Source organism: Ideonella sp., from assembly GCF_044358605.1.
In the GTDB taxonomy this organism is placed as follows: domain Bacteria; phylum Pseudomonadota; class Gammaproteobacteria; order Burkholderiales; family Burkholderiaceae_C; genus Ideonella.
Genome location: NZ_JBIKNQ010000027.1, coordinates 1 through 24,848, shown reverse-complemented (window position 1 = coordinate 24,848; position 24,848 = coordinate 1). Strand labels below are relative to the sequence as shown.

Sequence of the window (24,848 nt, the reverse complement as noted above, 5' to 3'; positions counted from 1 at the left end):
GTGGTGATGGTCGCTATGGTAGTGGGCTTCTGTGAGCTGGGTGTGAAGCCAGATTTGCGGGGTAAATCGGGCCTAACTCCAAGGCTCGTGCCAACAAGAGGCCGCCTAGTATCGGCCTTCGATCTACATTTGTAGGGGACGACGCCATGCCTGCTTGGCTGATTGCATTGGATAGGCACCTGCCGGTCCGTTACCTCACGATGTTGAGCTTCTGCGCTCTGGCCGTGGCAGGTGCGGTGACCTGGGTGGTGTGGGGCCAAGGGCTTTGGGCCATGGCGCTGGGGGTGGCTGGCTTTGGGCTGGGCTTGCGGGATATGGCACAAAGCAAGCGCGCCGTGCTGCGCAACTACCCCGTCATTGGCCACATGCGCTATTTGCTGGAATTCATCCGGCCAGAAATTCGCCAGTACTTTATTGAGAGCGACCACGAGGCTGCGCCCTTCTCGCGCGAGCAGCGCTCCATGGTCTATCAGCGCGCCAAAGGCGAGCCGGACAAACGGCCCTTTGGCACCCAAGTGGATGTACACCGCGAGGGCTATGAGTGGATCAATCACTCGTTGGCGCCCACCACGCTGGACTCGCACGACTTTCGCATCACCATTGGTGGTGCATGTGCCCAACCCTATAGCGCCAGCGTGTTCAATATCTCTGCCATGAGCTTCGGTGCGCTATCGGCCAATGCCATCCGATCGCTCAATGCAGGCGCCAAAAAGGGCGGCTTCATGCATGACACGGGCGAGGGCTCGATCAGCCAACATCACCGTGCCCCAGGCGGCGACCTGGTGTGGGAGATCGGCTCGGGCTATTTTGGTTGTCGCGACCCGCAAGGTCACTTCAGCGAAGAAGCCTTTGTGCGCAATGCCAATGAGCCGCAGGTCAAGCTCATTGAGGTCAAGCTCTCTCAAGGGGCTAAGCCGGGGCACGGCGGCGTGCTGCCCGGCCCTAAGGTGACGCCAGAGATCGCGGAGGCGCGTGGGGTGCAGGTGGGCGAAGACTGTGTGTCGCCCGCTGCGCACACGGCGTTTTCCACGCCGCTGGAGTTGATTGAATTCATGACGCGACTGCGGCGCTTATCCAACGGCAAGCCGGTGGGCTTCAAGTTCTGTGTGGGCCACCCCTGGGAGTGGTTTGCCCTCTGCAAGGCCATGCTGGAAACGGGCCAGACGCCGGATTTCATCGTCGTGGATGGCGCCGAAGGTGGCACGGGGGCGGCCCCGGTAGAGTTTGCAGACCACATTGGTGCGCCGCTGCAAGAAGGCCTGCTGCTGGTGCACAACACGCTGGTAGGTTTGGGCCTGCGAGACCGAATTCGTCTAGGCGCCTCGGGCAAGATCGTCAGCGCCTTTGACATCGCCCGCGCCATGGCGCTGGGGGCTGACTGGTGCAATTCAGCGCGCGGCTTTATGTTTGCGCTGGGCTGTATCCAGGCTCAGCATTGCCACACCGGTGCCTGCCCCACGGGGGTGGCCACCCAAGACCCGATGCGCCAGCGCGCACTGGTGGTGAGCGACAAGACCGAGCGGGTCTACCGCTTCCATGACAACACCTTGCATGCGCTCAAAGAGCTGGTGCAGGCCGCCGGCTTGAAGCACCCCGGTGAGCTGAGCGCACGGCATATCGTGCGCCGCATCGGCAACGACGAAGTGCGGCTGCTGCAGGACCAGTTTGACTTTTTGCAGCCGGGCGAGTTGCTGGCGGCCATTCGCGGCGAGACGCCGTGGTCGCATGAGGTCTATCGGCGCTACTGGCCGCTGGCTCGAGCCAACAGCTTCCAGCCCCTGCGCGACGATGGCGGCGAGCCGCCCGTTGCTCAGACCGGCGGTGCAGTGTCGGCAAAGCTCGGCCTGGCCGAGAGCTTGTCGTAGAGCTTTTGCAGATTGGGATAGTCGCTGCGCCAGTCAATGTGCGCGAAACGGAAGTCCAGATAGCCCAGCGCCACACCCACCGAGATGTCGGCCAGGGACATGTAAATGCCCACGCAAAAGGCCTTGTCGCCCAGGCCATGGCTCATGGCCTTCAAGGCGCTGTGTACGCGGCTCATTTGACGATCAACCCAGGCTTGCGAGCGCTCGGCCTCGCTGCGGCCGGGCCAGGTTTGCTCCAGGCGGGCCAGGATGGCGGCGTCCAGCAGGCCGTCGGCCAAGGCTTCCCAGGTGCGCACCTCGACCCGCTCACGCCCGCTGGCAGGCAGCAGCTTGCCCACGGGGGAGAGGGTGTCGACGTACTCCACGATCACGCGCGAATCAAAAATGGCTTCGCCGCCCTCCATCACCAAGCAAGGCACCTTGCCCAGCGGGTTGGAGGTCAGCACCGCATCCGTGGCCCAGACATCCTCGAGCACCAACTGGTAGTCGAGCTTTTTCTCGGCCAGCACAACGCGAACCTTGCGAACGTAGGGGCTGGTGAGTGAAGCGATCAGTTTCATGCAATGCACGCCGCGGGTTCACCGCAACGAGTGTCCAAAGAGGGGATGAAGACCAAGAGTTTTTTTGATTCTGGCGGCGATTCTATCGAAGCGCCTGTCGGCGTGGAGATCGGGCCTACGCTTGCGGGGCCTAAAATACGGCGCCTCCTCTTGGTATGTCTGGTGCAGCGTCAAGGCTGGTGCCGCTGGCATGCCGTTTTTTGGCCTGATCGTCCCTGCTGATTGGCGGCGACGGTGGTGTGCCCCTCCCTCTTGCTGCTAGCCCCGCATGACACTTTCCCCGCTGATGGCCCTCTCCCCCCTGGACGGGCGTTATGCCGCCAAGGTTTCTGCCTTGCGCCCCTTGCTCTCTGAGTTCGGCCTGATGCACCGCCGGGTGCAGGTCGAGGTGGAGTGGTTCATTGCCCTGTCGGATGCGGGCTTGCCCGGCTTTGCGCCCTTCTCTGAGGCCTCGCGCGGCCTGCTGCGTGGCGTGGTGGCCCGCTTCAGTGAGTCCGACGCCCAGGGCATCAAGGACATTGAGAAGACCACCAACCATGACGTGAAGGCGGTGGAGTATTGGCTCAAATCACGCCTGGCCAGCCAGCCTGAATTGGTGGCGGCCCAAGAGTTTGTGCACTTTGCGTGCACCAGCGAAGACATCAACAACACCAGCCATGCGCTGATGTTGAAGGGCGCGCGCGACGATGTGCTCTTGCCCCAACTTGATCGCATCATTGCCAAGCTCACCAGCATGGCGGTGGCGCTGGCCGACGTGCCCATGCTCTCCCGCACCCATGGCCAAACCGCCAGCCCCACCACCGTGGGCAAGGAGATTGCCAACGTGGTGGCCCGCCTCAAGCCTGCACGTGAGCGCATCGCCGGCGTCAAGCTGCTGGCCAAGATGAACGGCGCTGTGGGCAACTACAACGCGCACCGCATCGCCTACCCCGAGACCGACTGGGAGAGCTTCTCTCGCAAGGTGGTCGAGGAGCGTCTGGGTTTGACGTTTAACCCCTACACCATCCAGATCGAGCCGCACGACTACATGGCCGAGCTGTTTGATGCGGTGACCCGCACCAACACCATCTTGATCGACTGGGCCCGCGATGTCTGGGGCTATATCTCGCTGGGCTTTTTCAAGCAAAGGCTCAAGGACGGCGAAGTGGGCTCTTCAGCCATGCCGCACAAAGTCAACCCGATTGACTTTGAAAACGCCGAGGGCAATTTCGGCATGGCCAGCGCCTTGCTGACCCACCTCAGCCAAAAACTGCCCATCAGCCGCTGGCAGCGCGACCTGACCGACTCCACCGTGCTGCGCAATATGGGCGTGGCCTTGGGCTACTCGCTGCTGGGCTATGACTCGCTGCTGCGCGGCCTCGACAAACTGGAGCTGAACGAGGCCGCCCTGGCGGCTGATTTGGACGGCGCCTGGGAAGTCTTGGCCGAAGCCATCCAGACGGTGATGCGCCGCCACGGCCTGCCCCAGCCCTATGAGCAGCTCAAGGCCTACACCCGTGGCAAGCCCATGACGCGCGAGCTGATGCAAGGCTTTATCAACGACCCCAAGCTCGCCCTGCCCGAGGACGAGAAGGCCCGCCTGCTGGCGCTGACCCCCGGCGCCTACATTGGTGATGCGGCCGCCTTGGCCCGGCGTATTGGTGACTGACACAACCCTGAAAGAGACGCCATGAACTTTGCCCGCATGCTGGCCCAAGCCACCGACCGCCACGCTTCGATGTTGTGTGTGGGTCTGGACCCTGAACCCAGCCGCTTCCCCGGCGCCTGGAAGGGTGATGCAGGCAAGATTTTTGAGTTCTGTGCGCGCATCGTCGACGCCACCAAAGACGTGGTCTGCGCCTTCAAGCCCCAGATCGCCTACTTTGCCGGGCACCGCGCCGAAGACCAACTCGAAGAGCTGATGGCCTATATCCGGCGCACCGCGCCCGATGTGCCTGTGATCTTGGACGCCAAGCGCGGTGACATCGGCTCCACCGCCGAGCAATATGCCCGCGAGGCCTTTGTGCGCTACCAGGCGGACGCCGTCACCTTGTCGCCCTTCATGGGCTTTGACTCCATCGAGCCCTACCTCAAGTACGACGGCAAAGGCCTGATCCTGCTGTGCCGCACCTCTAATGCGGGCGGGTCGGACCTGCAAGCGCAGGTGCTGGCCAATGGCGACAAGCTCTACGAACATGTCGCCAAATTGGCCGCAGGCGCTTGGAACCGTGACCAACGCCTGGGCTTGGTGGTGGGCGCGACCTTCCCTCAAGAGCTGGCCCGTGTGCGTGAGTTAGCACCCACCTTGCCGCTGCTGATTCCGGGGGTTGGCGCCCAGGGTGGCGACGCTGCCGCCACCGTGGCCGCAGCTTGGCGCGAAGATGGTCCCATCATCGTCAACTCGTCCCGCGCGGTGCTGTATGCGGGCAGTGGTGACGACTTTGCCAGCCAAGCCAGGGCCGTGGCCCTGAGCACGCGGCAAGTGTTGGCTCAGGCCAAGCCCGTTCTCGCATAGGGTTTGGCGCTTAGGCTCGGCCCCCCTATCTTGGGGGGTGTGGGTGTGCATTTACACACGGCGGTGTGATTGCGTGGTTTCCCGGCTGTGCCATTTGTGGCGTGCTGAACGACACTAGGGGAATGACCCTCAAAATACAGGGGTCGATTGCGTCAGTTTGCTTGTGTCGTCCTCCGAGTCCCCCCCCTTCCTGAGTGCTCCTTGGCAAACCAAGGCGGCGGTGGCGCTGGTCGCCAGCGCCGCTGCAGCATTGGTGCTGAGTGTGCCGGTGGATACGGCGTGGTGGTGGCGCTTGGTCATCGTCTTGGCGGTGGCGGCGGTGGCCGTGGCCATCATCATCGTGCTGGTGGACCGACTCTGGGAGATGCAACGCAGCCAAGCCCTGGAGCGTGAGAAGCGTTTCACCAGCCTGCTGAGCATTGCGGCTGATGGCTATCTGGAGTTGGATCGCGAAGGCTTGGTCAAGCGCATGGCCCTGCGCGACAGCCGTGGGCAGTTTCATGACGCGACCGTGCCCATGCAGCTCGCCCTGTGGCAGTGGCCGGGCTTGCAGCTCTCGCCGCAGAGCGCTGAGTCCCTGCAAGCCAAGCTGGCGGCCCGTGAGCCCGTGCGCGAGATCTCTCTGACCCTGACCCTGCCCGGCCAAGCCAAGGCCCGCACCATGATGCTGGGCATTGAGCCGCGGGACGATGGCACGGGCAAGGTGCTGGGCTTCTGGGGTGTGCTGCGCGACGCCTCGGCAGAGGTCGAGGCTCGGCAAGCCCTGAATGCCACCGAACTGCGCTACCAAGACCTGTTCCGCTGGATTCCCAGTGCCGTGGTCTTGCACCAAAGTGGCCAAGTCTTGGAGGCCAACCCCGCCGCACTGGCGCTGTTTGGCCATGCCAACTTGGCGGACATGCAGCGGCACCACTTGTTGCACGCCTATCCCCCGGAAGAAGCCGCACGGGTGCAGGCTCGGCAATCGACGTTGGAGCAGCTCCCAGTGGGGCAGGTTTTGCCCACCGTGCAGTACCGTCTGATGCCCGCCCCCGACCGCGAACTGCACGTGCGTGTGGCCAGTGCGCGGGTGGAAACCCCCACTGGGCCGGCCGCGCTGTCCATCTACACCGACGACACCCAGCGCCAGCAAGCTGAAATGGCGGTGCAACGCTCCAGTGCCCTGCTGTCGCAACTGGTGGAAATCGCTCCGGATGTCATCACCCTGACCGACTTGCAGACCGGCCGCTTCACCATGGTGAATCCGACCTTCTGTCGCCTCACAGGCTACCGAGAGGACGAGGTGCTGGGACGCACGGCGCTAGACCTGCAATTGTGGGCGCGCACAGAAGACCGAGACCTGCTGGTCGAGCGGGTCAAGGCGCAGCAAAGCGTGCAGGGCATGGCAGCAGCCTTTCGCACCAAGGACGGCCGCTTCATTGCCATGCTGATGTCGGCGGCGATGTTCAAGATGGAGGGTCGTGACTACCTCGTCATCTATTCGCGTGATGTCAGCGCCGCCGAGGAGGCGCGCTTGCTGCATGAGGCAGTGTTGCAGACCGCGTTGATTGGCATTTTTGTGACCCGGAATCAGAGCATCGTGCTGGCGAATCCACGCTTTGAAGAGATGATGAACTGGCCTGCCGGGGAGTTGCTAGGGCAGCATGCCAATGTGTTGGCACCGTCGCTGGAAGACTACGAGGCTTTGAGCCACGTGGTGGCGCCGCCGCTGCGTGCTGGCGAGCGGGTGGACGTTGAGCGCGTGTTCCAACGCCGGGATGGCAGCCGCTTCTTGTGCCATTTGTTTGGCAAGGCACTCAACCCCCTGCAGCCGGGTGCGAGCGGCACCCTGTGGCTGGCCGAAGATGTCACCGAGCAGCGCCAGGTGCAGCAGGCTCTGGCCAAGGCACGTGATGATGCTGAGGGTGCCAACCGCGCCAAGAGTGCGTTCTTGGCCAACACCAGCCATGAGATTCGTACCCCCCTCAACGCCTTGCTGGGCCTGGCCCGCCTGGCACGCTCGCCAGAGCTGGACGAGCCCCGTCGGCGGCGGTATATCGAGCAGATCAGCGAAAGCGCCGAAACGCTGTCGGGCATCCTGACCGATATCTTGGACCTCTCCAAGATCGAAGCCGGCAAGATGCACATTGAGCATCGCGTGTTCGACTTGCACGAACTGCTCAGCAACCTTGAGCAGGCCTATGGCGCGCTGGCCGACACCAAAGGCCTGGTGTTCACCGGCGAATGCGGGGTGGACCTGCCCGCTGTGGTCCTGGGCGACCCAGTTCGTTTGCGCCAGATCCTGAGCAACTTCCTGAACAACGCGCTGAAGTTCACCTCGTACGGGCAAATCCGCTTGCGCGCCTCATCACTGACGGCCGAGCGTTTGCGCTTTGAAGTGCTCGACACCGGGCCCGGCATAGCGCCCGAGATTCAAGAGCGCCTCTTCAACCCCTTCACCCAAGCTGATAACTCCACCACCCGCCGTGTCGGTGGCACAGGCCTGGGGCTGTCGATCTGCCGTCAGTTGGCGCGCGCCATGGGCGGTGAGGTGGGGGTCAGCAGCGCGGCGGACCAGGGCAGTTGCTTCTGGGTCGAGCTGCCGCTGCCGCAGGGCTGTGCCGATGACCTGGACATTGGCACCAGCGGCTTTGGCGTGGACCCGATCAATGGTGCGCGCGTGCTGATGGTGGAAGACAACCCCGTCAACATGATGATCTCGGTGGCCATGCTTGAAGAGTGGGGTGTGCAGGTGGCGCAAGCCATCGATGGCCGCGCGGCCATCGAGGCGGTAGAGCAGGCTGCTGATGATGGCCACCCCTTTGATGCGGTGCTGATGGATGTGCAGATGCCCAGCATGGGTGGCCATGAGGCGACGCTGCTGTTGCGCCGCCGCTTCTCCAAAGAGCAGTTGCCCATCATTGCCTTGACGGCAGCCGCCCTGGTGTCGGAGCGCAACCAAGCACTGGCGGCCGGCATGAACGACTTCCTGACCAAGCCCATTGATTCGCAGCGCCTGCGCCACACCTTGGTGCGCCTGTTGGCCCACCGCGGCGAAGGAGGCCCACCACCGCGCGAAGACAAGATCGTGATCAGGGCCGGTAGTGTTAACAGGCCCTAGCCGACGATAGCCAGCGGGGGCGTGCTTTGCCACTGCCCGCGAGTGAAGTCGGGGAAGGACTGGGCGTTGCCGCGCTGTGCCACCGAGTCGCAAGACAGCGGGAACACCGCAGACCACGAGGCGGCGTCGTACACATCTTGGTCCAAGGCCAGGCCTTCGCGCAGGCACCAGACCATGCGCCACAGCATCACATAGTCCATGCCGCCGTGGCCGCCATTGCGCTGGGCCTCGGCCTCCAGCCGCGTCCACAAAGGGTGGTCGTAACGCTTTTGCCAAGGTTCCATGTTCGTGTCCCACTCATGAAAGGCCTCGGTTTTGCCGCTCTTGTGCATCAGGGTCTTGCCGTCATGCCGCTCCAGCGCAATGCGGTTCGGGAAGCCCGCAAAGCTGCCATTGGTGCCCACCACGGTGTTGAGCCGGCTGTAGGGGCGCGGCGTGGCGGTGTCATGTTGCAGCATGATGGTGCGGCCCGAGGCGCACTTGATCAAGCTGGTGTGCACATCACCGTTGATGTACTTGAGCTTGTTGCGCGGATGGTCCGGCGGGAACTCGCGCTGTGAATAGGCGGCAAACGCGCGGGCCGGAGAGCTTTGGGCGTTCAGATAGTCAAAGCGGTCACCCCGGTTGATGCCGAAGTACTGCGCAATCGGGCCCAGGCCATGCGTGGGGTAAATGTTGCCGTCACGCTGGGTGTGCCACAGCGTGCGCCAAGAGCCCGTGCTGCGCTCGATCTCTTTGATTTGCCAGCGCAGGTCATGAATGTAGGCGCCCTCGGCGTGCAGCAGCTCGCCAAACAGGCCTTGGCGCACCATGTTCAGCAGCATCAGCTCATCTCGGCCGTAGCAGACGTTCTCCAGCATCATGCAGTGGCGCTGGGTCGCCTCGGCGGTGTTCACCAAGGCCCAGCACTCTTCAAGGCTGACGGCGGCGGGGATCTCTACAAAGGCATGTTTGCCGGCCCGCATGGCGGCCAGCGCCATGGGCGTGTGCAGCTCCCACGGGGTGACGATGAGCACGGCATCCACATCCGGGCGGTCCAGCAAGGCCTTCCAGGCGTCTGGCGAGCCGGTATGGACGGCCGGTGCCGCGCGCTTGGCCTTGGCGGCATAGCCCAAGGCCCGGGTGATGGTGGGTGGGTCGATGTCGCAAATGGCGGTCACTTCCGCGCCCTCAATCTCCATCAAGGTGCGGGTCAAGAAGGCACCGCGCTGGCCCAGGCCGATCACGCCAAAGCGAACGGTGTCGAGTTTGTGCGCGCGCAGGCCCATGGCTGAGCCTTGCCCGAGAGGCCGCTGCAGGGCGCCTGCGCTGGCACAGCCCGTGCTCAACAGACCGGTTGCTGCACCGGCCAGGCCACCTAGGAATTGACGACGTGCCGGGGTCGCCAGCCTATCTTGGGGAGAGGGCACCGCAGCCGGGTGGGCTGGGCGAACATCTGTGCTCATGAGCGTCTCCGCAGAGAAAGCGGCGATTCTGCCGCTCTCCGCACAGCGCAGGCCTCCGGCTTTACCCCGGCAGTTGCAGCGGTAGCTCGCGCAGCCGCTGGCCGGTCAAGGCAAACAGGGCATTGGCCAGCGCTGGGGCCACCGGCGGCACGGCCGGCTCTCCCATGCCGGTGGGTGGCAAGGTGCTGGGCACGATGTGGGTCTCTATGGGGGGGCACTCGCGCAGACTGAGGATCGGTGAGTCTGGGAAGTTCTTCTGGCGCACCTCGTTGTTGACGATGTCAATGCGGCCATACAGCGCTGCGCTCAAGCCAAACACCACGCTGCCTTCCACCTGCTGGGCAATCACGGCGGGGTTGACGGCCGTGCCGCAGTCCACGGCGCAGACCACGCGGTGGATCTTGAGCACCTTGTTCTGTAGCGAGACCTCCATCACCATGGCCACGGTGGAGTCGAAGCTTTCATGCAGGGCCACGCCACGCGCTTGGCCCTTGGGCAGGGCTTGGCCCCAAGCGGCTTTGTCGGCGGCGAGCTGGAGCACGGCGGCATGGCGCGGCCGGTCTTTCAAGAGCCCCAGCCGGAAGGCCACCGGGTCTTGCCCGCCCAGATGGGCCAGCTCGTCGATGAAACTCTCGCTGAAGAATGCGTTATGAGAGTGGCCGACCGAGCGCCAGTAGCCCACCGGCACGCCGCTGCGCGTGGCCACATGCCGCATCAATTGGTGCGGGATGGCATAAGGGATGTCAAACAAGCCTTCGGCCGTGGTCTTGTCGGGGGTGTCCACGGGGCCTGCCAGCCACGGGGCGTTGCGCTCCAGGTGGCGCGGGGTGATGGCGTCACCCGCGCTGCCAATGCGCAGGGCTTGCAATTGGCCCTGGGCGTCCAGGCCGCCTTGCAGCACGGCCACGCCCGCCGGGCGGTAGAAGTCGTGGGTGAAGTCTTCTTCGCGCGGCCACACCAGTTGCACCGGGCGGCCACCGGTTTCCTGCGCCACGCGCACGGCCTGGGCCACGCTGTCCACTTCAAGACGGCGGCCAAAGCCTCCGCCGATCTGCGTCATGTGAACGGTGACCTTGTCCTCGGGCACTTGGGCCACACGTGCCGCCACGGCGCGGGCCAGGCCCGGCACTTGGGTGGGCGCCCAGACCAGCACCCCTTGGGGCGTGACTTGGGCCGTGCAGTTCATGGGCTCCAGCGTGGCATGGGCCAGGTAGGGGGCTTTGTAGACGGCATTCAGGCGCTTGGGCGAGCTGGCGAGCTGGGCCGGGGCGTCACCGACTTGGTGAAAGCTGAAGCCCGCGTCTGCGTCGACAGCGGCTTGGGCTTGGCCTTCCAGGGCGCGCTGAATGGCTTGGCTGTCCAGCCGCCCATTCACGGGCGCCGCCCAGTCGATGTCCAGCGCCAAGCTGGCCTGCTTGGCATGCCAGGTGCTGATGCCGACCACGGCCACGGCTTCGGTCGAGCCGGCCACCGAGCCCAGGCGCAGCACGCGCTCTACGCCCGAGCGCTTGAGCACTTCATTGCTGTTCATGCGGGACACGGTGCCGCCCAACATGGGCGCGTGGCGCACCACGGCAAACACCATGCCAGGCAGCCGGGTGTCTATGCCATAGCGGGCTTGGCCGTTGGTGCGGGCGGGGATGTCCAAGCGCTTTTGCGGCTTGCCCAGCAGTGTCCATTGATCGCGCTTCTTGAAGCGCACTTCGCCCGGTGGCGTGGTGGCCGCAGCAGCGGCAAACTCGCCGTAATGCGCATGGTGGCCACCGGCGGGGTGGGTGATCACGCCTTGCACCACATTGAACTCGGCCACCGGCAGCTTCCAACGCAGCGACGCCGCCCCCAGCAGTTGCGCGCGGGCGGTGGCTGCGGCCAGGCGCAGCACGTCCCAGGTGTCGGCCATCGTGGCTGAGCCGCCGGTCATCACCAGGCCCAGCTCGCGAGCGAGCTTGCGGATCATCCACTGGCCCAGGCGGGCCGAGGTGGTTTCGCGGCCGGGCTCGGTGTCGCGGGGATGGAAGGGCAGGCTGGCGGCCAGCACGGCCACATTGCCATACAGCGCATCGTGAGTAGCCGGAATCAGGCGCACTTGGTCGGGCCGCAGGTCCAGCTCTTCAGCCACCAGCAGGGCCAAGGTGGTGTGCACGCCTTGGCCCATCTCGGCATAGGGCATGGCCAGCAGCGCGTGGCCTTGGGCGTCGATCTTCAGCCAGCCGTTCAGGCCGACCTCGCCCTCGGCCGGTGGCAGGGTGTCAGGCTTGCCCATGCGGCTGCGGGGCGGCATGCCGCTCCAGCCGACCACCAAGGCGCCGGTGGCGCCCAAGCCACTCCACAGCAAGGTTCGGCGGGTGAGCTTCATGCTTTGCCCCCGCGCAGCGCCTTGGCGGCGGACTGGATGGCGGCCCGCACGCGCGGGTAGGTGCCGCAGCGGCACAGGTTGGTGATGGCCGCGTCGATGTCGGCGTCACTGGGGTTGGGCTTGGCGCGGAGCAGGGCCTCGGCGGCCATCAGCATGCCGCTTTGGCAGTAGCCGCATTGCGGCACTTGGTGTTCGATCCAGGCTTGCTGCAGGGCATGCGGCTTGTCGTCACTGCCCAGGGCTTCAATGGTGCGCACGGCCTTGCCTTGGGTGCTGCTGACGGGGGTGACACAAGAGCGCACGGCTTGTCCGTCGACCTGCACGGTGCAGGCCCCACAGGCGGCCACCCCGCAGCCAAACTTGGTGCCAGTCAGGCCCAACTCATCGCGCAGCACCCACAGCAGGGGCATGTCGGCGGGGACACGGCTGGTGTCCAGGGGTCGGCGCTGGCCGTTGATCATCAGGTCCATGAGGCTCTCGCTAAGAATCTGTGAGGCGCAGTGTGGCAGAAGCCAGGCCCCGAGTTTGGGTGCGCCCTACTATGGCCGTGCAGCTTGCAACATCGTCGCGATCCCGTCACCCACATGCTGCAAAAACACACGCACACGGGCGGTGTCACGCAGGTCCGGGTGGGTCAGCATCCAGACCGGGGTTTCCAGCTCAGGGATGGGGTCGGAGACCGGAATCAGCTCCGGGTGGCGGGCCTGCATGAAGCTGGGCAGCAGACCCACGCCAATGCCGGTGTGCAGCATGGCCGCCACCGCGTTGAAGATGTCCACCCGCACGCGCACTTGGGCGGCTTGCAGGTGCTGGCGCATCCAGCGGTCATAGACCCGCGCGTGGGCGTCGCGCTCAAAGGCGACCCAAGGCGCTTCGCGCACCAATTGGCTCAAGGGGGTGATGGTTTGGGGCAAATCGGGCGCACCTTTGAGTGCAAACACCTGGCACGGGGCAGGCCCCAGGCGTCGGCCGACCAAATGCTCGGCCACGTGGGCGGATAAGCGCAGGGCGACATCGGCCTCGCGCTGCAGCAGGCCCTGGGCCACTTCGGCGCGGCGGCGGGCCAGGTCCACCAGAAAGGCGTTCTCCATCACCTCGACCTCAATGCCCGGGTAGGCGCGGGCAAAGCTGGCCAGGGGTTGGGGCAGCAGGTGCTCCATCACCACAAAGGCGGTGGTGACTCGCAGCAGGCCCGTGAGCTCGCGGTCGCGGCCCATCACCCGGCGTTCAATCTCATCGGCCTGGTCGGCCATGCGGCGGGCTTGCTCCAGCAGCACGTGGCCGGACTCGGTGGGCAGATAGCCAGTGCGCAGGCGCTCAAACAAGCGTGTGCCCAGGCGCGCCTCTAGTGCGTCTAAGCGGCGCAGCACCGTGCTGTGGTTGACGCTCAGCTCGCGGGCAGCCAGGCTCAGAGAGCCGGTGTGGCCGATGGCCAAGGCAATACGCAGATCACTCCAGTTCAAGGGGGACATCGCGGCAGTCTGCCACTTGTATGCAAATTTGCAAAGTTGGTCTGCGAAATTTCATCTTGAATGCATGAGTGCGGCCTCATACAGTGGCGTCTCTTCCTGTTTCTCTGGTTTTCACCAAGATCATGGTCCGCTCAAGTCTTCGCCCCGACACCCTGGAGCCCCTGCCCGGCGAGGCACCCAAGCCGCCGCTGCGCATGCTGGAGCGCCGGGAGCAGCGTGTGCGCCCGGCAGGGCATGCTCAGAGGCGGCGGGAAGCCCAAGCTTGGCTCGAGTGGGTACGTCGTTGGATGGGCTAGCGGCGTGGGCGGCCGATACGCTTTGGGCTGCTCACTCTCCCAGGTCACCCCGGTGAGCGAGCGCGGTGTCGGCAGGCTGTTCTCAGCGTTGTTGGCGCAAAGACTCTAGGGTCCGCGTCGCCGCAAATTCAGCCTGCCGCACATCCCGTGCGGTCATTTCCAGGCGCTCGCGGCCGGTACGGCCGTCGGGGCCGGTTTCATCGTCGGCCAAGCCACCATGATCGACAGCCTGCGCCAGCTGGCGCATGCGCTCTAACTCTGTCGACAGGGCTTGAGCTTGGTTGCTGTGCGCCACCTGCATGCGATCAACCTGCTCAAACACGACTTCCAGCAAATGAGAAAAGTCGGCCGAGTGGTTTTGCCGCAGTTCTTCCACCTGCCGATCGCGCCGCAGGCTTTCCGCCTGTTGTTCCTGCTGGCGCTCGCTCATCTGGCGGGCATGGTGGTCGGCCGCCTTCTTGACTTGAGCGTCCAGTTGCAGGTTTTGTTCACGCAAGCGCTCAAGCAGACGTTGCTGAGGGGTGCCTGTGGGGGCGGCCGGAGCTGGAGCGCTGGGAGCGTCATCAAGTGGGATGTCCACCGCAGCGGGTTTGGACGTGGGCTGGCCGCGATCCGCTGAGGCCTGGCCACTTCGGGACCGAGTCGGTGCTGGCGGTGGGGCGGGCTTGCGCCGCAGCACCGAGCCCAGCACCACGCCAAGGGCCAGACCTCCGCCTGCGAAGAGGGCTACCTGCCATGCCCAGCCGGGAAGATCAACCATCAACGCGCTCAGCCTCCTTGAGTTCGGTCATAGGGTATCCAAACCCATGACGATTTGTGGCGCATTGTCTGACTTTCCTGCCCCGGCGTCACGGAAGCCGCAGCAGGGAATACGGCTGGGCGTTTTGCATTCTGCACAGCCTTTGGTATTTGTTCACAGTCTGTCACGTTGACGGACAAGTCGCGAGGCTTCCCTAGAATCCGCCCATGTCCCAGTCTCCTTTGCCGCAAGGCACCCGTTTCGGTTTGGCCAGTGTGCATCGCTTTGTGCTGATCACCCTGCTGGGCTTTGCGTCTGGATTGCCGCTGGCGCTGACGGGCCAAGCCTTGCAGGCCTGGCTCAGTTTAGAAGGCCTGGATGTGGCCACCATCGGCTTTTTGAGCCTGGTGGGCTTGCCCTACACCTTCAAATTCCTCTGGGCACCGCTGATGGACCGCTTCGATCTGCCCTGGCTGGGGCGTCGCCGGGGCTGGTTGGTGTTGACGCAATTGCTGCTGGCCGGGGCCTTGATGCTGCTGGCGGCGACCTCGCCCAAGGGCAATTTGCAGTGGTTTGCCTTGATCGCCGTAGCGATTGCCTTTTTGTCTGCGTCTCAAGACGTGGCCTACGACGCCTATCGCACCGAAGTGCTGCCTGCCCGCGAGCGCGGTTTGGGCTCCTCGCTGAATGTGATGGGCTACCGCATGGCCATGATTCTGTCGGGCGGGGTGGCCATGATCTGGACCGACCCGGCCCAGGGTGGCGGCTGGACCTGGCCCGAGGTTTATCGTCTGATGGCTGCCTTGATGGTGGGCGCCGCTGTGATCAGCGCCACCTTGCTGCCCAAGGTGCCCAAGCCTCAGGTTCCGCAGTCGGTGGTCGGCCATGACTTACGCGGCTTTGTGGCGGTGCTCTTGGCGGTGGCGTCGGGCTACATGGCCACCCAATGGGCCATCAGCCCGGTCGTGCGTGAGCTGATGACCCCGCTGTGGCAAGGCAGCACCATGACGGCCACGCTGCAACTGCGCTGGATGGATCTGGTGACCCTGCTGCTGGGTCTGGGCTTGACGCTGCCGCTGGCCGCCTGGGCCGCCCGGAAGGCGCGTTTTGAAACCCTGGTGTCGGGGCTGGGCCAGTATTTCAGCCAGCCTGGGGCGGCGGCTTTCTTGTTGTTCATCGTGCTCTACAAGCTGGGCGATGCGTTTGCGGGCTCGCTGCTGACGCCGTTTTTGCTCAAGGGCATGGCCTATGCGTCAGCCGAAGTCGGCGTGGTCAACAAAGTCATTGGCCTGTGGCTGACCATCTTGGGTGCCTTGTTGGGGGGGGCCTTGATGCTGCGCTTAGGGCTGTGGCGGTCTCTAATGCTGTTTGGTGTGCTGCAAGCGGCCAGCAACCTGGGCTTTTGGTGGCTGGCGGTGAATGGCCAGAACGCCTTGCCCAGCTTGCTGCTACCGGCTTTTGATTGGGGCTTTGTCAAGTTGGCCCACCCCACCCCGGTGGATGGGGGCTTGTTGATGGTCATCGCCTTTGAGAACCTCTCAGGCGGCATGGGCACAGCGGCCTTTGTGGCCTTTTTGATGAGCCTCACCAACCAGCGCTTCACCGCCACGCAGTTTGCCTTGCTCAGCGCCTTTGCCTCGGTGGGCCGGGTTTGGGTTGGGCCGCTGGCCGGGGTGCTGGCTGAGTCCATTGGCTGGCCGACATTCTTCATCGTGTCCACGGTGGCGGCCGTGCCTGCGTTGCTGATGTTGTGGGCGATGCGCGACAGTGTGAAGGCCTTGGAAGTGGACCCTGACACGCTGGGCACCACAGAGGACTGACAGCAGCCACTGTTGACTTGCACAATGCCGCCCGTTGAGACCCCGGTGGCCGGGATGACATCTACAAATAAACTGGAGCTAGACATGCCCTCCTCTGCATCACGCGACTCTCGAGGACCTGGGTTTTGCACCACGGCTGACCTGCCCTTGCCCGCCATGGTTCACGCGCGCAGCTGCGGCTGCCCCTTGCATGCGCGCCGCCGCGTGGCAGGGTGGTTAGCCGCAGGCAGCGTCTTGCCGACCTCGGTGTTCGCGCAGGACGAGGAAGGGGTGCGAGGCGAAGTAGGGCGTACTTCGCGCATGGCCAAATTGGTGCCCGCAGAACAGGTGGAGCGAGCCGCTCAGCAGCAGTATCTGCAACTGCAGCGTGAGGCCTCGTCCAATCGGGCACTGGCCCCGGCCGACCACCCCCAGGTGCAACGCCTGCGCGCCATTGCCGACCGCATCACCCCGTTTGCGCCCCCTTGGAATGACCGAGCCAACCAATGGAAGTGGGAAGTCAGCCTGTTCGGGTCCAGCCAGCTCAATGCCTTTTGCATGCCCGGCGGCAAGATTGCCTTTTACTACGGCATCTTGCAGCGTCTACAGCTCACGGACGACGAGGTGGCGATGATCATGGGCCACGAGATGGCCCATGCCTTGCGTGAACATGCCCGCGAGCGCATGGGCAAGTCGGCGGCCACCGGCATTGGCCTGGAGATCGGCGCTGCGCTGTTGGGGCTCAAGGGCACCGGCCGCGAATTGGCCAGCATGGGCGCCCAACTATTGACACTGCGCTTTGGCCGAGAAGACGAGAGTGAGGCCGACTTGGTGGGCCTGGACTTGGCCGCCCGCGCCGGCTACAACCCGGCGTCGGGCGTCACGCTGTGGCAAAAAATGATGAAGGCCAGCGAGGGGGCGCCCCCCGAGTTTCTCTCGACCCATCCTTCGGGCGACAGCCGCATTGAAGACATCCAACGCGTGCTGCGCAAGGTTGACCCGCTCTACGCCCGAGCCCCTAAGCCACCGAAGGTGTTTGGGCCGCCAGCGGCCTGACGTCTGCCAAGGCCTGGGCCACCGTGGCAGCGGCTTGCCGGCCTTGCGCGGGGGTGTGGCTGCTCATGGCCTGCATGCGCAAGCGGGCGCTGTGGCGAGGCACCGCCGGAAACTCCACCAAGTTTGCCAGCAGGTGACGCTGGCCCATCTCACGCACCGCCAGCCGCGCCCAACGCTCCTCGCCCAGCAGCACGGGCACGATGGGTGAGGCTTGGCCCAGCACGGTCAGTCCCTGTTGCGTCAAGGCCAGCCTCAGGGCTTGGACGGTCTGCATCAGCTGCTCGCGCCGCCACTCGCCTTCGACGCTGCGCACGATCTTCAGGCTTTGGTGGATCACGGCAATTTGCAGCGGTGACAACGCATTGCTGAAGGTGGCGGTGGCGGCGTAGTAACGCAGATATTCTTTGAGTGCGCGGCTGCGGCCCGCCACAAAACCTCCGTTGGACGCAAAGGTTTTGGAGAAGGCGCCGATCACCACGTCGATCTGCCCTTGCAGCCCCTGCAGACCGATCTGGCCCTGGCCGCCCGGCCCCAGCGCACCTAGGTCGTGGGCCACGTCGACCACCAGCAGCGCTTGGAACTCGTGCGCCAGGGCCTGCAAGGCCGCCAGGTCGGGCGAGTCCGCGTCCATGGAGAAGCAGCCTTCGGAGACCAGCAAGATGCCATTTCGGCTGTCGCTGCGGCGGATGCGCGCCAACAAGCGGCGCGCATGGGCTACGTCCAGATGACGATGCAAATGAACATGACGCGTCGCAGCCCGGGCACCTTCTTGCAGGCAGTTGTGCGCCAGCACGTCGATCACCACATGGTCGTCTGGGCGGACCAAGCCCTTGATGACGCCAAAGCCCGCCGCCCATCCAGTGGGAAACAACAACACCTGCGGTAGGCCCAGGAACTCGGCCAGGGCCTGCTCTAAGGCGAGGCCATCCCCCACATTGCCAGCCAATACGCAAGAGCCAGCGCTGTGAACGCCAAAGCGGCCCAGCGTCTCTCGGGCCGCTTCTTGCACCGCAGGATGAGAGGACAGCGACAGATAGTCCTGCGACGAAAAGTTCAAACCGCTCAGGTCGCGGCCATCTTGCTCCCGCAAGGTGGTGTGGGCCTGTGGTGGCGATTGCAGGCTGCGGCCAAAGGGCAGCAAGCCATGGGCCAAGCGGGTGGACTCCCACTGCTCAAAGGCGCGCGCCTTGCTGAGCAGGTCGGGTGAGGCTTGGGTCAAGAAATCAGCGGTGCTGCCCGTCAGCGCAAATTCCAAGTTGGGCAGGCGTGAAGACCCTTCTGCAAGGGCTGCAGGTTCATCCAAAGGCATGGTGAGTTCTCCCGGCGTTTTGTGGTGTGAATCGCCAGAAGATGTTGGCCGCAGGGGCTTGGCAGATCTGGCGCGACACCAGTGTCGCCAAGGGCATACCCCTTGCACAAGCTGTCAAATGACACAGGTGCTGGCGCGGGCCTCTCAGGTGTTGCCCACGTAGGGGTTGCTGCGGCGCTCGCGGCCAAAGCTGCTCTCCGGGCCGTGGCCGGGAATGAAGATGGTGTCATCGCCCATGGGCCACAGGCGCTCGGTGATGCTGCGGATGAGGGTGTCGTGGTCGCCACCGGGAAAGTCGGTGCGGCCAATCGAGCCCGCGAACAGCACATCGCCCACAAAACAGCGCGCCATCTCGGCCGAATGGAAGACCACATGCCCGGGGGTGTGTCCGGGGCAATGCCGCACGGCCACCGTCGAGTGGCCCAGGGTGACGCTGTCGCCATCAGCCAGCCAGCGGGTGGGAGTGAAGGTCTCGGCCTGCGGAAAGCCGAACATCTTGCTTTGCTGGGGCAGGCCGTCGATCCAGAACTGGTCGCCGGGGTGCGGCCCAATAATGGGCAGACCCAATTCGCGCGCCAGCGTGCCGGTGGCCCCAGCATGGTCGATGTGCGCGTGGGTCAGCCACAAGGCCGTGAGCTTGACGCCCAGGCGTTGGGCTTCGGCCTTCAGGCGCTCGCCCTCACCACCGGGGTCGATCAAGGCGCCCTCCATGGTCTGGTCGCACCAGATCAGCGAGCAGTTTTGTTGAAAGGCGGTGACGGGGATGGTGAGGTAGCGCAGCATGGGCAAAGGCTCAGCCTCTGCCCAAGTGCAGCGGCCGATAAAGGATCAGAACTGGTAGCTTACCCCGATCGACAACTGCGGCAGCGCCCGCACCTTGCCCACGCCGTCGCGCAACTCTTGAGTTTCGCGGTCCATGTCAGCTTGGCTGACTTGGCTCAGCAGCGGCCCTTCAACCCGGGTGGTGACGGTGGCTTTGCCGATAGAGGCGCCCAAGTCGGCCACAAAGCCCCAGCCGCTGTTGCCCATCTTGTGGCCCCAACCAATGCCGATGTAGGGCGTGGTTGAGGGGAACTTGATGTTGGCCACAAAGCGGTCTGCCGGGGTGGTGGGGTAGCTGGTGTTACCGATCTTGATAGGCGTGCCATCACCAAAGGCGGTGAGGTCGAACTTGGTGTCGTTCAAGGTCACGCCACCGGTCAGGCGAAAGCCACCCGAGACAAACCAGTCGGCAAACAGGCCGGTGCGGTTGGACTTGTAGTTGCCCTTGTAGTCGATGCCCTGCTGGGTGCCAGTCTTGTCGCGCGTGCCAATTGTGGCCAGGTCGGCGCGCAGGGTCACGGTGTCAGAGAGGGGTTGGGCGATGCCCAACATCACACCAGGAGCACCAATGGCGGCATAGGGCTCCGCGGCGGACGCGGTGGCGCAGAGGGCCAGTGTGGCGGCGGCGGCAACACAAAGGCGAGAGAAGGGCTGCATGGTGATCCTCAACGATGGGGTGGCAAAAAAAACGCCCTCGTGGGGGCGCTGCAGGCCAATGTAGCAGCGCTTTCTGACCCACTTCAGGTAGCAAAACGTGAAGTCGTCATGGATACGACGCCCTTAAGGTCACAGGATGTCGGCGGTGTGTGTGGATGTATCGCCGACCCCTAGGAAACCCCGTGGTTGTCTAGAGCTAAGCTTTTTGGGCACCTCACAGCGAAAAACCGTACTCCACCGTCAGCGGCGCATGGTCGCTGAACTTCTGCTGTTTGTAGATGGCGGCCGCATGCGTGTGCTCGGCCAATGGTGTTCATCGCCGCAAGGGAAGGCAGGCCTTGACTCTATGCTGTCCATCCACCCGTTCGAAGGACAACTGGCCTTGTAGCCGCAGTACGATCTGCTGAGAGATGGTCAGACCCAGGCCAAAGCCGGGTACTCCGCGGCTGGCATCACCTCTCGCAAAGGCCTCCAGAAGGGAAGCTTCGGCCCCTTGGGGGAAGCCAGGCCCCGCATCTGAGACACTCAAGATTGCTGTATCGCCTTGTTCAAAGACAGTTACCTTGACCGGGGGGCCGCCATGTTTGAGTGCGTTGTCCACGAGGTTGACGACCAAGCGTTCGATCAGCAGTCCGTGAGCGTGCGACATGCACAGACTGTGGGGGGCCAGCAAGCTGAGTTCGTGATGCGGGCGTGCAAACCCATTTACCGCATCTCGGGCGACGGCAGCGATGTCGACGCTCTGGTCAAGGGCCACGGAGCCGGTGCGGATGAATTCGAGGAAACTGGCGGTGAGCTGATCGGCCAGGTCCACATTACGAGTGATCGATGCCACACCCAGGGCGTTGTCGGGTGACTCAGGCAGCATTTCTGCGGCCAGGCGGATGCGCGCAAGTGGGCTGCGCAGGTCGTGCGAGACACCGGCCAACAGCAATGCGCGCTCACGCTCATTGCGTTGAAGTCGCTCAGACAGCTGCCTGTAGGCCGTCTCAATGGCGATCAGCTCAGGCGGTGCCTTGCGGCCCGGCATGGGCTGAAGCAACTCAATCGGTTGGATGCCCTGGCTTGCATGTGCTTGCATGTGCAGGCTCAGTGCCTTCAAGGGCTGCGTGACGCGACGCGTGAAGTGCCAGCTCACCGCAGCCACCAACAGGCACAGCAGTCCAAAGCCATAGAACACGCGCCTAGGCCAATGGGGGCGTCCTGCGAGGCTGTTGCTGCGCAGCCAGAATGGGGGCTTGTCGGCCACGGCGATGTGCACCCATATGACCAACTGACCTTGGGTGGTCTCGATCCGAACATCATTGACAGTCACACCATAGCGAGCCATCTCTTCGATGAAATAGGCCACGTTCGGCATGAGCGTGACTCTGGGCTTGAAGCCGGGCGGCAGTGCTTCATGGCGCGAGATGTCGCCATTGGGTTGGTGGGGCGCAGTGCTGGTGCTAGGCGGCTCTTGCGCTATGGCCAGTATGTGCTTGGCCCAAAAGGAGGCGTTCAACTGCACGTGTCCATCATTGCGCTCAATCACCAACAGCCCGCCAAAAATGATCAATGCGCAAGCCAGCAGCCCCACCTGCGCCAGCAGCAGACGCGAGAGCAGCGAGTCAAAGCGACTGAAGATAGTCAAGGCGTGGTTGGAGCAGAGGGTGTGGCCGCGTCATCACGCGGCACAAAGGCGTAGCCCTCGCCGCGCACGGTTTGGATCCAGTCGCACCCAGGCATGGCTTGCGCCAATCGGCGGCGCAGGCGCCCCACCTGCACGTCCACGGTCCGATCCAAGGGACGGTAGCCGCCTGCCTGCACCGTCTCGCTGAGTTGTTGGCGTGAAATGGGCTCGCCCGGTACGCGTGCCAGTTCAACCAGCAGCTTGAACTCGATGCTGGTCAGCGGGATGACCTGGCTACCGGCCAGCACCTCGCGGCGAATGAGGTGCACGCACAGCTGACCAAACTGCCATTGCACGGGGCTGCTGCTGGCAGTGTGCATTCTGCGGCGGATCAAGGCGCGCAGCCGCGCAACCAGTTCGCGCTTCTCAAATGGCTTCGGGAGGTAGTCGTCGGCACCCAACTCCAGTCCGAGTACGCGGTCGATGGGGTCGCCTCGCGCGGTCAGCATCAAGATGCCCAGTTCGGGGTGCGACTGACGCCAGCGCCGGCATAAGTCCATGCCATTGGCATCGGAGAGCATCACATCCAGCAGGACCACTTCCGGCAGGCCCAACGCGAGAGAAAGCTCGGCCTGCGCAGCGCTTAAGGCCGCCCGGGCGCTCCAGCCTTCACCCTCCACAAGGCGAACGATCATGGCCGACAACTCCGCATCGTCATCGACGATGAGCACCCTGGGTTTGGTCATCAAAGAGGTCAATGGAAAGTTTGAGCGGCATTCACTGCTCAGCATGCTACTCGATGGTCTCGTACTGCGACGTTCTGCGACCGGGTATGACAGGGCTGTCGCAAGACGTCACTAGACGTCTTCTCGGCGAGTGAGAACCTGAAGGAATTGCTGACACACTGTGTTCGAGCTCAGAAGAATAGTTTCTCAACCACGAACGAACTGCCGAGGAGATTAGGTCGTCCGCATTGCCTCAGCGTGCTATCCGGGGCTCGGCTGAGGTTCACTCCTCGTCAGGAAAAACAATCACCTCGAAAACGAGTCAGCCCTACGCAATAAATTCATGACGGCTGGCCCATGAAATTCATAGACACGTCCCGATGATTCATTTCGGACGGGCTTCTGAAATATGCAGACGATGGTTGGAAATGCCATGCTTGCATCAGGTTATGTAAATGTGGCACCAGTTTTAGTGGATCTGTTGCGACTAATTCAAATGTAAAATTCACTCAATGCATAGATGCATATTCTGAAGGATTAACCATGGGCTGTATTTGTGGGCCGATTACTGGTCTCTCAACTAGTTCGTCCAATTTGGAGGATGTGGTGTCAGGTTCCGAGATCGATCAGATTAGGCAACTTGGCGTCTCATCTGTGGAGATTAAGTTTCATGGCGGGACTGATGGGGGCGTATCTCCAAAAATCGCCGAAGGAGCTTTAACTGGTCATCCAGAGACGAAGTAAAGGTAAGTGAAGCCTTGCAACTGAGGGCGCCTATTGAGAAATGCGGGCAAGAAATTCTTCTTGCCCGCATTTTCGCCAAAAACTCAGAGGCCGAATTGCTGGATTCGACGATGAAGCCAGTTCAAAGGCATCCAATTATACGCAAACTTAGGTAAATCAATAAATTGGCAGGACTTCGAAAATGGGTTAAATCCAATCTATAAGTTGTGCATAATGAGATGGAATCAGAGGGTGGCGACCAGTATATATACTCATACCAAATTCTGATATAAATGTTATATCAGCATGACTCCAAGTAAGGCTCAAAACAGTAGAAATTTGTGTAGCTGCGGCATTAATTTTGATGCGTGAAATGAAAAATCTTGACATAGCGGAACCGATTGATAGATTGATTTCTATTCAGGCCGCAACGGCGCGTGCATACAAGTTAATCGAAGACTTAGGGCTTCATTATAAGGCGCGCGGTCGCCAGATCGGGACCTATTATAGAGCTGATTGCGAAATATACAGGGAAGACTGCCAAGTTGCGATTGCGAAAGGCTCTGGAAAAGGCACGCGAGAGACTGCGATTGTAGGTGCCGTGTGTGAGGCGTTAGAGTGCCTGAGCCTGACTGAAGATTATTTTTCCGCCAACAGAATAATTCTAAACTCACACTCGATTTTGGATCAAACGCCAGTCCGGTTCGAGCGACTCACGGATAGCATCCTGGCTGATAAGAACTGCCCTATGAGCTTTAGGCAATACAACCATGCAACAGAAGATAAGGCTTTGCTGTATCCCACGATATACTCGACGCCCTTCTACCATCGTTATGCCAGGGGCGAAGGCGATTTTTACGATTATATTAAACTCATGAGATATTCATCTTCAACTGGTGTATCTATAGGGGCGTGCTTAGATGAGGTGCTCGTTCATTCCATCAATGAATGCCTTGAGCGCGATGCATTCGGAATATTCTTGTTGACGACGTTTCTCAGAGGTGACCAACCAATCAGGGCAATCAATATAAACAGCTTGCCTCTCGATATTAAGTGTAGAGTTAAAGCACTAGAAGTTGCCATTGGCAGTGCGATAGGAATAATAGACCTTACGACTCCTGGCATCGGGATACCAGTGTTTTGTGCAATCAATCTGGATGATTGGAGTGAGGGAGGGTTTCCGACAATAAAAGGTTTTGGATGTTCTCCCGACAAGGACTATGCACTTGAACGCAGTGTTGCCGAGCTGGCCCAGTTTATTGCAATTTGCCAAGATGAGCCATCAACTACTAAGCAATATTATGACGGATTCTTGAGGGCTGAGCCTATCTACATTAATCAATGTGTGAGGTTCAATTTGGGGCCAATTCTGAGAACCAGGGGGGTTGACGTAGAGTATGATGAAATCGCCTCCCTTGAGGCAGGCCGCAGTGTGGCCGAGCAAGCGAAATTCCTAACTGAATATCTGAGTGGAAAGGGATTCGAAGTATATTTTTCAGAGAATATAAATTTCGATGATAAATTCCGAGTTGGACATGTTTTGATACCGAAACTGGAGCAGTTTTACATGAATGCTTTTGGCGGTGTTGTTTTGCCAAGAAAAAGTTGGTCTGAAATTCATATCTAGCGAGAGCTTGGGAAGCTCTGCACAAATCAGGCTGGTCCGGGCTAGCGCGGGCCTTGCAGATAGCTAATTGTCAAGCCCCGGGAGATCATTCACACGTTTTGTGAAGAGCTTGGGGTGTGAGGCGTGCCATTTTTTCAGGGCCTCGATGGGGGTCTGGTGGTTGAGGGCGCGTTGAGGAATTCGATGGTTGTAGG

18 protein-coding genes are annotated in these 24,848 nt (G+C 62.4%); 7 read left to right on the top strand and 11 right to left on the bottom strand.

Annotation, left to right across the window (positions count from 1 at the left end; genetic code table 11):
• Positions 1-146: 146 nt before the first annotated feature.
• The gene (locus tag ACIQ3Q_RS11220) at positions 147-1,865 is read left to right on the top strand and encodes an FMN-binding glutamate synthase family protein (RefSeq protein ID WP_396269164.1); all 1,719 of its coding nucleotides are present in this window, start codon (positions 147-149) and stop codon (positions 1,863-1,865) included.
• Here ACIQ3Q_RS11220 and ACIQ3Q_RS11215 read toward each other — a convergent pair.
• Complete coding sequence (locus ACIQ3Q_RS11215) at positions 1,811-2,425, bottom strand: glutathione S-transferase family protein (protein WP_396269163.1); 615 nt, start codon at positions 2,423-2,425, stop codon at positions 1,811-1,813. The genes ACIQ3Q_RS11220 and ACIQ3Q_RS11215 overlap by 55 nt on opposite strands.
• A 268-nt stretch (positions 2,426-2,693) precedes the next feature.
• Here ACIQ3Q_RS11215 and purB point away from each other — a divergent pair, with 268 nt between their 5' ends.
• The 3 genes from purB to ACIQ3Q_RS11200 all read left to right on the top strand — a co-directional run bounded on the left by purB (position 2,694) and on the right by ACIQ3Q_RS11200 (position 8,019).
• A complete protein-coding gene (gene purB, locus ACIQ3Q_RS11210; RefSeq protein WP_396269162.1) occupies positions 2,694-4,073 on the top strand; it encodes an adenylosuccinate lyase in 1,380 nt (459 codons plus the stop codon).
• A 21-nt stretch (positions 4,074-4,094) separates the two neighbouring features.
• Positions 4,095-4,919: an orotidine-5'-phosphate decarboxylase gene (gene pyrF, locus ACIQ3Q_RS11205; protein ID WP_396269161.1), complete on the top strand. Its 825-nt coding sequence runs from the start codon at positions 4,095-4,097 to the stop codon at positions 4,917-4,919.
• Positions 4,920-5,082: 163 nt separating this feature from the next.
• Complete coding sequence (locus ACIQ3Q_RS11200; protein ID WP_396269160.1) at positions 5,083-8,019, top strand: PAS domain S-box protein; 2,937 nt, start codon at positions 5,083-5,085, stop codon at positions 8,017-8,019.
• Here ACIQ3Q_RS11200 and ACIQ3Q_RS11195 read toward each other — a convergent pair.
• The 5 genes from ACIQ3Q_RS11195 to ACIQ3Q_RS11175 all read right to left on the bottom strand — a co-directional run bounded on the left by ACIQ3Q_RS11195 (position 8,016) and on the right by ACIQ3Q_RS11175 (position 14,348).
• Entirely contained in the window at positions 8,016-9,464 is a 1,449-nt protein-coding gene (locus ACIQ3Q_RS11195) for a Gfo/Idh/MocA family protein (protein WP_396269159.1), read from the bottom strand. The genes ACIQ3Q_RS11200 and ACIQ3Q_RS11195 overlap by 4 nt on opposite strands.
• Before the next feature lie 61 nt (positions 9,465-9,525).
• Positions 9,526-11,820, bottom strand: coding sequence for a molybdopterin cofactor-binding domain-containing protein (locus ACIQ3Q_RS11190; protein WP_396269158.1), 2,295 nt, complete (start codon positions 11,818-11,820; stop codon positions 9,526-9,528).
• Positions 11,817-12,290 (bottom strand): (2Fe-2S)-binding protein, encoded by a 474-nt coding sequence (locus ACIQ3Q_RS11185; protein WP_396269157.1) that lies wholly within the window; start codon positions 12,288-12,290, stop codon positions 11,817-11,819. The genes ACIQ3Q_RS11190 and ACIQ3Q_RS11185 overlap by 4 nt, the downstream gene beginning before the upstream one ends.
• A 69-nt stretch (positions 12,291-12,359) precedes the next feature.
• A complete protein-coding gene (locus ACIQ3Q_RS11180; RefSeq protein ID WP_396269156.1) occupies positions 12,360-13,292 on the bottom strand; it encodes a LysR family transcriptional regulator in 933 nt (310 codons plus the stop codon).
• A gap of 378 nt (positions 13,293-13,670) precedes the next feature.
• Complete coding sequence (locus ACIQ3Q_RS11175) at positions 13,671-14,348, bottom strand: hypothetical protein (RefSeq protein WP_396269155.1); 678 nt, start codon at positions 14,346-14,348, stop codon at positions 13,671-13,673.
• A gap of 206 nt (positions 14,349-14,554) precedes the next feature.
• On the opposite strand from ACIQ3Q_RS11175, the gene ACIQ3Q_RS11170 reads away from it, so the two are divergent.
• A complete protein-coding gene (locus tag ACIQ3Q_RS11170; protein ID WP_396269154.1) occupies positions 14,555-16,147 on the top strand; it encodes an AmpG family muropeptide MFS transporter in 1,593 nt (530 codons plus the stop codon).
• A 156-nt stretch (positions 16,148-16,303) separates the two neighbouring features.
• Positions 16,304-17,182 carry a M48 family metallopeptidase gene (locus ACIQ3Q_RS11165; protein WP_396269200.1) on the top strand — a complete coding sequence of 293 codons (879 nt, stop codon included), beginning with the start codon at positions 16,304-16,306 and terminating at the stop codon, positions 17,180-17,182.
• Here the strand turns inward: ACIQ3Q_RS11165 and ACIQ3Q_RS11160 are convergent.
• From ACIQ3Q_RS11160 to ACIQ3Q_RS11140, 5 genes are all read right to left on the bottom strand, one after another.
• Complete coding sequence (locus ACIQ3Q_RS11160) at positions 17,145-18,491, bottom strand: aminotransferase class I/II-fold pyridoxal phosphate-dependent enzyme (RefSeq protein ID WP_396269153.1); 1,347 nt, start codon at positions 18,489-18,491, stop codon at positions 17,145-17,147. The two genes, ACIQ3Q_RS11165 and ACIQ3Q_RS11160, sit on opposite strands and share 38 nt — an antisense overlap.
• A 144-nt stretch (positions 18,492-18,635) precedes the next feature.
• Positions 18,636-19,274, bottom strand: a complete 639-nt coding sequence (locus ACIQ3Q_RS11155; RefSeq protein WP_396269152.1) for an MBL fold metallo-hydrolase — start codon at positions 19,272-19,274, stop codon at positions 18,636-18,638.
• Between the two features lie 45 nt (positions 19,275-19,319).
• Positions 19,320-19,970, bottom strand: coding sequence for a hypothetical protein (locus ACIQ3Q_RS11150; RefSeq protein WP_396269151.1), 651 nt, complete (start codon positions 19,968-19,970; stop codon positions 19,320-19,322).
• A gap of 313 nt (positions 19,971-20,283) precedes the next feature.
• Entirely contained in the window at positions 20,284-21,600 is a 1,317-nt protein-coding gene (locus ACIQ3Q_RS11145) for an ATP-binding protein (RefSeq protein WP_396269150.1), read from the bottom strand.
• Positions 21,597-22,325: a response regulator gene (locus ACIQ3Q_RS11140; protein ID WP_396269149.1), complete on the bottom strand. Its 729-nt coding sequence runs from the start codon at positions 22,323-22,325 to the stop codon at positions 21,597-21,599. Before ACIQ3Q_RS11140 ends, ACIQ3Q_RS11145 begins: the two co-directional genes overlap by 4 nt.
• Positions 22,326-23,400: 1,075 nt before the next feature.
• Between ACIQ3Q_RS11140 and ACIQ3Q_RS11135 the strand changes: the two genes are divergently transcribed.
• Positions 23,401-24,654: a YcaO-like family protein gene (locus ACIQ3Q_RS11135; protein WP_396269148.1), complete on the top strand. Its 1,254-nt coding sequence runs from the start codon at positions 23,401-23,403 to the stop codon at positions 24,652-24,654.
• The last annotated feature ends 194 nt before the right edge of the window (positions 24,655-24,848 follow it).